Source organism: uncultured Salinisphaera sp., assembly GCF_964012375.1.
Taxonomy (GTDB): domain Bacteria; phylum Pseudomonadota; class Gammaproteobacteria; order Nevskiales; family Salinisphaeraceae; genus Salinisphaera.
Genome location: NZ_CAXGSH010000047.1, coordinates 19846 through 29412 on the forward strand (window position 1 = coordinate 19846; position 9567 = coordinate 29412).

General features: G+C 65.2%; 10 protein-coding genes. 7 read left to right on the top strand and 3 right to left on the bottom strand.

The window, feature by feature from the left end:
- Window positions 1-209 precede the first annotated feature (209 nt).
- Together dbpA and ABNU97_RS09805 are read right to left on the bottom strand one after the other, a co-directional pair.
- Window positions 210-1598, bottom strand: coding sequence for an ATP-dependent RNA helicase DbpA (dbpA, locus tag ABNU97_RS09800; RefSeq protein WP_348766551.1), 1389 nt, complete (start codon window positions 1596-1598; stop codon window positions 210-212).
- A 42-nt stretch (window positions 1599-1640) separates the two neighbouring features.
- Window positions 1641-2387, bottom strand: a complete 747-nt coding sequence (locus ABNU97_RS09805; protein WP_348766552.1) for a glutathione S-transferase family protein — start codon at window positions 2385-2387, stop codon at window positions 1641-1643.
- 210 nt (window positions 2388-2597) lie between these two features.
- Here ABNU97_RS09805 and ABNU97_RS09810 point away from each other — a divergent pair, with 210 nt between their 5' ends.
- Complete coding sequence (locus ABNU97_RS09810) at window positions 2598-3089, top strand: hypothetical protein (RefSeq protein ID WP_348766553.1); 492 nt, start codon at window positions 2598-2600, stop codon at window positions 3087-3089.
- A 55-nt stretch (window positions 3090-3144) separates the two neighbouring features.
- Here the strand turns inward: ABNU97_RS09810 and ABNU97_RS09815 are convergent, their stop codons facing one another.
- Window positions 3145-3339, bottom strand: a complete 195-nt coding sequence (locus ABNU97_RS09815; RefSeq protein ID WP_348766554.1) for a DUF2795 domain-containing protein — start codon at window positions 3337-3339, stop codon at window positions 3145-3147.
- Window positions 3340-3533: 194 nt separating this feature from the next.
- On the opposite strand from ABNU97_RS09815, the gene ABNU97_RS09820 reads away from it, so the two are divergent.
- From ABNU97_RS09820 to ABNU97_RS09845, 6 genes are all read left to right on the top strand, one after another.
- Entirely contained in the window at window positions 3534-4121 is a 588-nt protein-coding gene (locus tag ABNU97_RS09820) for a DUF2585 family protein (RefSeq protein ID WP_348766555.1), read from the top strand.
- 188 nt (window positions 4122-4309) lie between these two features.
- On the top strand, window positions 4310-5485 hold the full coding sequence (locus tag ABNU97_RS09825; protein WP_348766556.1) for a hypothetical protein: 1176 nt from the start codon (window positions 4310-4312) through the stop codon (window positions 5483-5485).
- 172 nt (window positions 5486-5657) lie between these two features.
- Window positions 5658-6176, top strand: coding sequence for a lipocalin family protein (locus ABNU97_RS09830; RefSeq protein ID WP_348766557.1), 519 nt, complete (start codon window positions 5658-5660; stop codon window positions 6174-6176).
- 302 nt (window positions 6177-6478) lie between these two features.
- A complete protein-coding gene (locus tag ABNU97_RS09835) occupies window positions 6479-7225 on the top strand; it encodes a restriction endonuclease (RefSeq protein WP_348766558.1) in 747 nt (248 codons plus the stop codon).
- Between the two features lie 266 nt (window positions 7226-7491).
- On the top strand, window positions 7492-9207 hold the full coding sequence (gene ilvG, locus ABNU97_RS09840; protein WP_348766559.1) for an acetolactate synthase 2 catalytic subunit: 1716 nt from the start codon (window positions 7492-7494) through the stop codon (window positions 9205-9207).
- A gap of 4 nt (window positions 9208-9211) precedes the next feature.
- A complete protein-coding gene (locus ABNU97_RS09845) occupies window positions 9212-9514 on the top strand; it encodes an ACT domain-containing protein (RefSeq protein WP_348766560.1) in 303 nt (100 codons plus the stop codon).
- Window positions 9515-9567 lie beyond the last annotated feature (53 nt).

Sequence of the window (9567 nt, forward strand, 5' to 3'; positions counted from 1 at the left end):
GCCTGAAGGGTCAACGGCGGCATGAACGATCACTTGAGTCACGCCATGTATTGAGCTGTATCGGCAGGCCGCGGCGTTGATAAACCGCTGCAGGGCCGGCCGGGCAGCCAACGCGGGCCGACGCGACAAGGCGTTGGCGCAGGTGAATGAGCAATTCGATGCCGGCACAAAGAATAAGCGGTCAAGTCCCCGGGCGCACGGGAGGGCATTCAGTCGCCCAGCACGGCGACCCGAAACCGCCGCTTCTTGATGCCGGCCTGGCGTAGCCGATCCCGTGCCGCAACCGCGCGGCCCCGGGCGACGGCCACATAGCTGCGCACCGGGCTGATCTCGATCTTGCCCACCTCGTCGCCAGCGAGGCCGCCGTCGCCGGTCAAGGCACCCAGAATATCGCCCGGGCGCAGCTTGTCGCGCCGGCCGCCCTGAATGACCAGGGTGGCCATGGGCGGCTGGGCGCGGGCCGCCGCCTGTGTCTGTGGCCATCGCGACCAGTTCAGGCGAAAGCCCCCGGCGGCCGCAATACGTTCGGCGCGCTCTCGCTCGCGCGGCGTACACATTGACACCGCGCGCCCGGCTTCGCCGGCCCGCCCGGTACGCCCGATACGATGGGTATGCGTGTCGATATCGCGGGCCAGGTCCAGGCTGACCACCAGCGGCAGGGCTGCGATATCCAGCCCGCGGGCGGCCACGTCGGTGGCGACCAGTACCGCACAGCTCTGATTGGCGAAACGCAGCAGTACTTCGTCGCGTTCGCGCTGCTCCCGATCGCCGTGCAGCGCCAGCGCGGATACCCCGCGCTGGTTGAGATAGGCGCATACGCGATCGACTTCATCGCGCCGATTGCAAAACACCAGCGCCTGGGTAAAGGCCTTGCGGCGTTGCTGGGTATCGGCCAGCACCCGTTCCAGGGCGCCGAGCTTGTCGGCGTCGTCGACCTGGTGGAAGACCTGACTGATGCGCAGCGGCTGGTTGTCCTGGGTGGCAGTGATCTGCTCGGGGTCGCGCTGCAACCGGGTCGATATATCGCGGATGGCGTCCGGCCAGGTCGCAGAAAAAAGCAGCGTTTGCCGGTCGTCCGGCAAGCTGGCCACGATCGCTTCGATATCGTCGATGAAGCCCATGTCGAGCATGCGATCGGCTTCGTCGAGCACCAGCGTTTGCAGCGCGTGGGTCTGCAGGCTCTCGCGGCGCAGGTGGGCGAGCACGCGGCCGGGTGTGCCCACCACCACATGCGGCGGCTGGGCCAGCGAATTGACCTGGGCGCGCATGGGTGTGCCGCCGCACAGGGTCATGAGCTTCACGTTCGCGATCGGGGCCGCGAACTGGCGCAGCGCCTGGCCGACCTGGTCGGCCAGCTCGCGCGTCGGGCAGAGCACCAGCGCCTGGGTCTCGGCACGCGCGACCACAAGCTTGTTGAGCAGGCCGAAACCGAAGGCGGCGGTCTTGCCGCTGCCGGTATCGGCCTGGCCGAGGACGTCGGCGCCGGCCAGAATGGTCGGCAGGCTCTGAGCCTGAATCGGCGTCATCTGGGTGAAGCCGCGCGCGGCCGCGCTTTCGATCAGTTCGCGCCGCAGCGCCAGGGAAGAAAATTCGTGCATGCGTAATGATCGCATGCCCACCTGCCATACAGGTGGCGCTCGCTAGCTAAAGGCGCCGTCAAGATCGAGATACGCGCCGCTTTGTTCGCGAATTTCCCGCCCCTGTTCAAAAATTTCTTGCGAAACATCGCTGAAATGCGGGCGCTGTGCCATGCCGTCGAGCCAGCCTGCGACGTGTGCAAAGCCCGAGAAGCGATAGCCCACGGCCACGATCTGATACAGCTCACAGGCCAGGGTGAGATCGGCCAGGGTCGGGTGTGTGCCCCCGCACAGAGTCGGCTGGCTGGCCGCCTGCTGTGCGAGCTGGCGATCGAGCGTGGCCAGACTGCCACGCAGGCCGTCCTGCAATGGTTTGAGCGCGGTCGCCTGCAGCTCGTACTTGAGCATGGGCAGGGTCAGATGCAGGTTCATGATGTCGTGGAACATGTCGTAGGCGCGCACATTGTTGTGGTGCCAGGCCATCCAGGTATCCACCGGTGCGGCCGCTAGCGGCTCGGCCGGATACCAGCGCGAGGCGAGTTCACGATTGGGCGCCACCCGGCACAGATACCGCATGACGGCATGGCTTTCACCGATCGAGGTGTCGGCTCTGCCGGTCGATTCGTCTTCGACCACGAGGGCCGGGATCGTTTGCAGTGCGTTGATGTCGCGCGCAAACCACGACTCGCAGGTTTCGCCGTTGGCGAAATCCACTTCGTGCCAGCGATAGGGCATATCCAGCTCGCGCAGCAGGATTTCGGCGGCCCGGCTGGGCTGCGACAAACGGTGTGCGTAGAGATGAAGCGTCATGGCGAGTACCGAGTGTGATGAATGATGGTCTGGTCGCGACGCCCGTCCTGGCCCGAGCAGGCGGTGCGCCAGAAACCGGCACGCGATTTCATTGTGGGTTGTATACCGGTGACAGCGCGCGGGAACCGTTTAAAGTGCGCCTCGCAACACCTTGGAATCGTGAGTCGAAACATGCGACAGACCCGGCGATGGCCTGACCCCCGCGCCTCGATGCCAGCCCGTGCCTGGGCATGGGTGGCCGTACTGGCGACGGTGGGCCTGAGCGCCTGCGGAGCGTCTTATCACGGACCGAGCGAGGACGAGGTGCAGGCCGCCGTGAAAGCATCGCTACAGCGTTTCGACGAACCGGCGCAAAGCCGCATGGCGCCGCAGCTCGCGCGGATGACCCGAAGCGATTTTGCCGACCGCCTGCATCGGGTCCGCTTCATCGACGACGAACAATGTCGGCCGCGAAGCGAACCGGCGGAACAGGGCGACGCGCCGCCCACGGGGGCGATCTACGATTGCCCGGTGTCGATCACCATGCGCATGAATCGCGACCCGCTCAGTGATGCCACGGGGCTGCCGGATACGCGCTTCGAAGGCCAGCTGCCTCTGGTGCGCCGCGAAGAGGGTTGGGCCTTGACCGACGATTCCATCGCTCGCGAGATGATCGTTTCGCACCTGTTTCACGAAGCCGGCATGGGCAAGCTTTTTCAGTAACGCAGGCGCCTATCGTCCAGCCTGGCACGCGGCGGTCGCCCGTGGGCGATTGCGCTCAGGAGCGCTTGTCGCCCAGCGCTTCGACCACGGCGTTGGCGTTGTCGAAATGATCGCCTTCGAAGCTGCGCAGCTGCTTGAGCAGGTCGTCGGGCGCGCCGTTGCTGGCGGCCACGCCGGCCAGTTCGCCGCCGGTGGCCGGGAAATCGGCGCCCTCGAGATAGGTGGCCAGATTGATCGGATCGTTGTTCATACAAGCTCGCGTTAATGAAGTTGACGCTAGCGAAACAGACTTAGCCGCCCCGGTCAGTCCGTAGTTCTGCGCAGTGCGCTCGCTGGGCCTGCGACTACAGCCCGCACCATGACGCATCGTGAAGCGCGACCGGCCGAAACGGCGCGTCCGCGCGCATAATGGTGCGACTTGCGACAAGGGGCACGACGCGACCCATGATTTTCGACGGACGGCGTATGCCAGCGCCCGGCATACGGCTTTGCATGGCTGCGGTACTGGCCATGATTGGTGCCCAGGCCCTCGTGCTGCTGGCCATGGGCCACCCGCTGATCTGTGCATGCGGCCATGTCGCACTGTGGCACGGAGCGGCCTCGGGGCCGCAGACATCGCAGCATCTGACCGACTGGTACAGCTTTACCCATGTCGAACACGGGCTGCTGTTCTATGCGCTGATCACGTGGGTGCTGGCCGGTGCGCCGTTTCGTACGGTGGTGCTGGTGGCCTTCGGTATCGAGGCGGTCTGGGAAGTGCTCGAAAACACGCCGTTGATCATGGACCGTTATCGTCAGACCGCGCTTGCGGCGGGGTACTTTGGCGACAGCGTCGTGAATTCGCTGGGCGATACGCTTTCCATGGCCATCGGCCTGGCCATTGCGCGTTGGGCACCGGTACGGGTTTCCATCGCGCTAGCGCTGCTTATCGAGTGCGTTCTGTTAGTCGCGATCCGCGACAATCTCACCCTCAATATCATTCAGTTGGTGGCCCCCATCGAGGCGATCAGCGCATGGCAGGCGGCCGGCTGACTCGTACGGTGCTACGGCTCGTGGTGCGCAAATCGCGTGGCTTGCCCCGTCCCGGCTGCCGCGCTCGCGTTGTAAGCGCATGAAACGCTTTGCCCTGTCGTAGCGGCGGATACCGCCGGCGTGACGGGCTGGGCAGGCATGCGATGATAAACGTCCATTCGTTGCATCACCCGCTCGAGCCTACTGCCATGCCGGATTTCAAGCCGCGCTCCAGACTGTATTCAACCGCTGGCCGTGCCTGGCTCGTGCTGGCCTGCCTGGTGGGCCTGGCCGCCTGCGGCGCCGACGATGAAAGCGCGGCACAAGTCGACGCCGAAAGCAAAGCGCAATCCACGGTCGCGGCTGCCGAGCAGGCACGTTGCCCGGCCGGCGATGCGTTGATCGCCCGGGTGCGTGCCCTGCAGGCGGATGGCTCCGACGCCGAAATACGTCGCTGGCTGGACGACGTACGCGCCGGCGGCGACGCAAACGACACCCGCCCCGATCAAGAGCGTACCGGCTGTGCCAGCTTTGCCACGTTGGACGACGAACAGACCGAACGCTATGTGGCGTTGCTGTACAGCGGGCCCGCGCGCATGGCGCCGGCCCTGGCACTGCACCAGACCCCGGCTGCGCAGAAAGCCATTCTGCGCGCCTATCGCGACGACCCCGATGCGGTAAGCGACAACCCGGGGCTCGCGGCCGCGCTCGCCATGGCCCAGATCCAGCAGGGCGAAAGCTATGAAGCAGCCTACGAGGACCTGTCCTTTGCCGCCCTCAACGATGGTATCGACCCCGGCTACGTACGCGGCTATTTGAACCACTTCGGCTGTGGCTACGAAGACGCGGTCTGGGCGGCCAAGAGCAAGGACCGTATCGATTTCCTGGCCGGCGATGCGTTTCCGACCAGCACCACCACCGCCGATACGGCACAGTCGGAACTGGTCAATGACCGCATGGCCCTGCTCAAGCAGAACCGGGCGCCCACGCTGCGTTCGGATTGCCCGCTGAGTGCGAGCTATGCCGCCGACCACAACGGCGATACGCTCACCCGGCTCAAGCTCAAGGCCCAGCAACTCAGCGACGATCTACAGGCGAAGTTCGGCGAATATGCCGACATGTTTTCTCGTGATGACGAGAACGAACCGAACGGCACCGGCGAGCCGAAGCGCTCGACCTTCGAAAAGCTCGAACAGCAGATGGCCGAGCAGTATGCGGCGCTGGAAAGATTCGCCCGCGAAAGCGGCGAACTGGCCAGTGCCCGCTGGCAGTACTGTGCCAACCGCTTTGACCGCAGCTTCGACTTCGATGCCGTGGCCGACTGCGTGAAGGCACAGCCGTCGGCAGATCAGAGCAAGGGCCAGACCGACAACGAAAGCCGCTAGCCTGGCGGCACGGTGCCGGCCCGCACTCTGCCGCGTTCGCCCGCAAACCACTCGGCATTTCAACTGATTGCTACCGGCGCGCCTACGCCCAATAGTAAGCGCTCCATATTCATGCCGTCGGCCGGGTGCCCACCCGCGACGATGCCACCGGGAGCGGCCCATGATGTCGTTCATGAACCGATCGTTTGGCTTCAGTGCGAGCAGCATCGTGCCGCGCGACGACTTTCCGCGGGCGAAGCTCGTCGATCTGAACCGCTACATGCGCGACTGGTATGTGATCGCGCACAAGCCGCCGTCCATTACCCGGACCGCGCATAACTCGGTGGAGCGTTATCGCCGGGGCGGCGACGACCGGGTGGACGTCACCTTCACCTTCCGCAAGGGCGGCTTTGGCGGCAAGCAAAAGACGATGCGACCCACCGGCTATGTGGTGCCCGATACCGGCAACGCGGTCTGGGCCATGCAGTTCATCTGGCCGATCAAGATGCAGTTCGTGATCGCCTACGTCTCCGACGATTATCGCCATACGATCGTGGCTCGCGAGCGGCTCGACTTCGTCTGGATCATGTCCAGCGAACCGTCCATCGAAGCCACCGATTACAGCCGGCTCGTCGAGCGAGTGGCGCGTATCGGCTACAACCCCTCGCATCTGCGGGTCGTGCCCCAGCAAAAGGAGCGTCGTGGCGAGTGACGCGACACCACGCCACGCTCGCCCCGGCCGACAACCGATTTGCAGGGCCGCGCGCTCGCCAGAACGCCATCCGTCTGTATTGTGACGGCAATATTGCGGCGCCTGACCCCGCGGTCTAGAGTCCTGAACAGGGGCGTTATCGTACTGGGGGAGGCGATATGGCGCGTCGACGTAAAACAGGCCGCCGGCCGCATCGGGGCATCCGGGCGACGTGGGCGGCAAGACCGTGGCTGGTTCGGCTGTGCGTTGGGATTTTCGGGTTCGCGGTCATTCTTTATGTGATCGGCCCACTGCTTGGGGTCGTGCCGCAGTCCCATGCCGGCATGGCGGGTGAATCATTTCATGCCGACGTGCTGTTGCCGCTGGCCTGGCTGTGGTTGCTCGTGTGGGTGGGTGCCGCGCTGGCATCGGCCGCCCGCGACCGGCATGGCCGGCGCGGGCATGTGCAAGGCCGTTCGCGAAGGCGTCGATCGCGTCGCCGGCGCAAGCAGTCCGCGCATGCATCGCGCCCGGTAAACGCCGCGCCGGGACAGCGGGCCGGACCGTCGCCGGCAGCCGAGATCCGTCCGCCGGGACCTCCCGTTGCGCCGCCGCCATCGCCGGCCGCGGTCACTCGCGAGAATATCGTGGCGCTGAGCTCGGCGCAGTTCGAACAGCTCGTCGCCGATTCGTTTCGGCGCAAGGGGTTCGAAGTTGAATTCATGCCAGAGCACTCGCGCCAAGGTATCGATATCGTGCTGCGTGACGGCGACAAGTTGCTGCGAGTGCAATGCCGGCATGACCGCGATGCCCAGGTCGACGTAGACGCTGCCCATGAACTGGCCGATCTCGTGCAGGCACAGTTCGGCGGCAAGGCGATTTTGGCGACCTCGGGTCGTCTGAGTCCGGCCGCCCATGCTTTCTGCCGGGATCATGCTATCCATGCCCTGGATATCGATCGTCTGCTGCTGTTTGCGGATCCGGCCGCAATGCCGGCGCTGTCGACGCCTGTGCCCAAGCCGGGCGAGGCGCCCGAACATGCGGGCAGTCAGGCCGCACCGGCCGTATGAGCGTTGCTACGGGTGTATTGACAGCAACCAAGGCGCGCGGCTATGTTCGCCGCCTTTCCGATTTCATGGATCCTCTGGCTCTAGTTCGATGACGTTTGTATTCGCCCCCGTACTCGTAGCGCTCACCCTGGTGGTACTCGTAACCGCCGGGGGCGCTGACGTGGGCGAAAGGATGATCTAGACAGCACATTCCAATCGCGACTCAGGCCCCCGGCACCGCAAGGTTCCGGGGGCTTTTTTTTGGTTTTTATCTGGACGGTTTTTTCGTGAACGCAGCACAAATGGTTTTGCAGAGTCTCGCGCAGCACGGGGTGGATACCGTGTTCGGCTATCCGGGCGGGTGCATCATGCCGCTCTACGATGCGCTGGTGGACGACGATCGGGTATGCCACGTGCTCTGCCGCCACGAGCAGGCCTGTGCGCTGGCCGCTGACGGCTATGCGCGGGCCAGCGGGCGCGTGGGTGTGTGTATCGCTACGTCGGGCCCGGGCGCCACCAATCTGATCACCGGCGTGGCCAACGCCCATCGAGACTCGGTGCCGCTGGTCGTGATCACCGGCCAGACGCCCGCCGCGCTGATGGGTACCGATGCATTTCAGGAAGTCGACGTGCTGGGCATGACGCTGGATATCGTCAAGCACAGCTACCTGGTGACCGATGCGAACACGCTGGCATCGACGCTCGATGACGCCTTCGAGCTGGCTGCATCGGGCCGACCCGGGCCGGTCTGGATCGATATCCCCAAGGATGTCCAGCTGGCCGAAGTGGGCGCCGGCCACGCGCTGCCTTCAATAACGAAGCGATCGGCCGAACCGGCCGCGGCACCACCGGCCCAGATCGATAAGGCACTCACGCTGCTGCGTGCCGCCGAAAAGCCGCTGCTCTATAGCGGCGGCGGCGTGAGCCGGGCCAACGCCGAAGCTGAATTTCGGGCGTTTGCGGCCACCGCGGGGCTGCCGCACGTGAATACGCTCAACGGCATCGGCAACCCGGGCCGCGATTGTGCCGACCATCTGGGCATGCTGGGCCTGCACGGCTCGCAGGCCGCCAACCGGGCCGTGCACGACTGCGATCTGCTGCTGGTGGTGGGCGCTCGGCTGGATGATCGGGCAACCGGTCGTCTCGACGGGTTCGCGCCCGGTGCGCGCCTGGTTCATATCGATATCGACACGGCCGAATTCAACAAGCTGCGCCGAAGCGACGCGGTCGTGCGCGGCGATTTGAATACGATTCTCGCAGGCCTTACGCAGGCGCTCGATGCCCAGCCGCTGGCTATCGATGCCTGGCGCGGCCAGTGCCGGCAATGGCGTGCGCGACACGGTTTTACCGCGCCGCTGCCCGGCGACGCGATCAGCGGGCCGGCCTTCGTCAGGGCGCTTTCGGACCGGGCACCGGTCGGTACGACCGTGGCCTGCGACGTTGGCCAGCATCAGATGTGGGTGGCCCAATACTTCGATTTCGAGGCGCCTCGCTGTCACTTGAGCAGCGGTGGGCTCGGCACCATGGGATACGGCCTGCCAGCCGCCATTGGCGCCCAGTTCGCCCACCCGCAACGTCCGGTCGTCAACGTGGCGGGCGACGGCTCGTTCCAGATGAATCTGCAGGAGCTGGCCACGCTCGGCCGCTATCGTCTGCCGGTAAGGATCGTGGTGCTCGACAACGCCTGTCTGGGCATGGTGCGCCAGCAGCAGGAGCTGTTCTACGCCAACCGTGAAAGCCAGATCGACCTCGACGACAACCCCGATTTCGTGGCGTTGGCACGCGCTTTCGGCATCGCCGCCGAGTCGATCGGCCACGGTCGCGATATGGCCTCGGCCATCGACCGGCTCTTTGCCCATGATGGCCCGTGCCTGCTGCATGTCGCGGTGACCCGGGCGGATAACGTCTGGCCCACGGTGCGTGCTGGCAGCGCCAATATCGACATGATCGACGCCGTGGCCGGGCACGAAAACACGATGTCCATTTCTCCAGCACAGGCCTAGTCCCATGCCGATGAACGATAGCCCGCTACATACCATTAACTGCCGGATGCAGCCCGAACCCGCGGCCCTGGAACGGGTGTTGCAGGTGGTGCGCAAACGCGGTTTCGCGATCGAGCGCTTCGGCGCCGAACATGAAGCGGGGCAGCTGCGAATCCGCCTGTCGTGTTCCGGTCGCCGTTGTCCGCACATGCTGCGCGCGCAGTTGAACAAGCTCTGTGGGATGGAGTCGGTATGTCTGACGCCTTCGGTGGCGACGGCCTCCAACGAACGATTGCCCGGCGCGCTGCAGGTTCAACCTGCGGTATGAAAGACCGCTCGACAGCGTGATGCGGCACGGCCCGCCAACGCGAACGAAATCGC

What these genes read in the sequence shown, in the direction of transcription:
- ABNU97_RS09825 (WP_348766556.1), top strand. Translation starts at nt 4,310, where the DNA reads ATGCCGGATTTCAAGCCGCGCTCCAGACTGTATTCAACCGCTGGCCGT.
- ABNU97_RS09810 (WP_348766553.1), top strand. Translation starts at nt 2,598, where the DNA reads ATGCCAGCCCGTGCCTGGGCATGGGTGGCCGTACTGGCGACGGTGGGC.
- ABNU97_RS09805 (WP_348766552.1), bottom strand. Translation starts at nt 2,387, where the DNA reads ATGACGCTTCATCTCTACGCACACCGTTTGTCGCAGCCCAGCCGGGCC.
- ABNU97_RS09815 (WP_348766554.1), bottom strand. Translation starts at nt 3,339, where the DNA reads ATGAACAACGATCCGATCAATCTGGCCACCTATCTCGAGGGCGCCGAT.
- ABNU97_RS09820 (WP_348766555.1), top strand. Translation starts at nt 3,534, where the DNA reads ATGATTTTCGACGGACGGCGTATGCCAGCGCCCGGCATACGGCTTTGC.
- ABNU97_RS09830 (WP_348766557.1), top strand. Translation starts at nt 5,658, where the DNA reads ATGAACCGATCGTTTGGCTTCAGTGCGAGCAGCATCGTGCCGCGCGAC.
- ABNU97_RS09845 (WP_348766560.1), top strand. Translation starts at nt 9,212, where the DNA reads ATGCCGATGAACGATAGCCCGCTACATACCATTAACTGCCGGATGCAG.
- dbpA (WP_348766551.1), bottom strand. Translation starts at nt 1,598, where the DNA reads ATGCACGAATTTTCTTCCCTGGCGCTGCGGCGCGAACTGATCGAAAGC.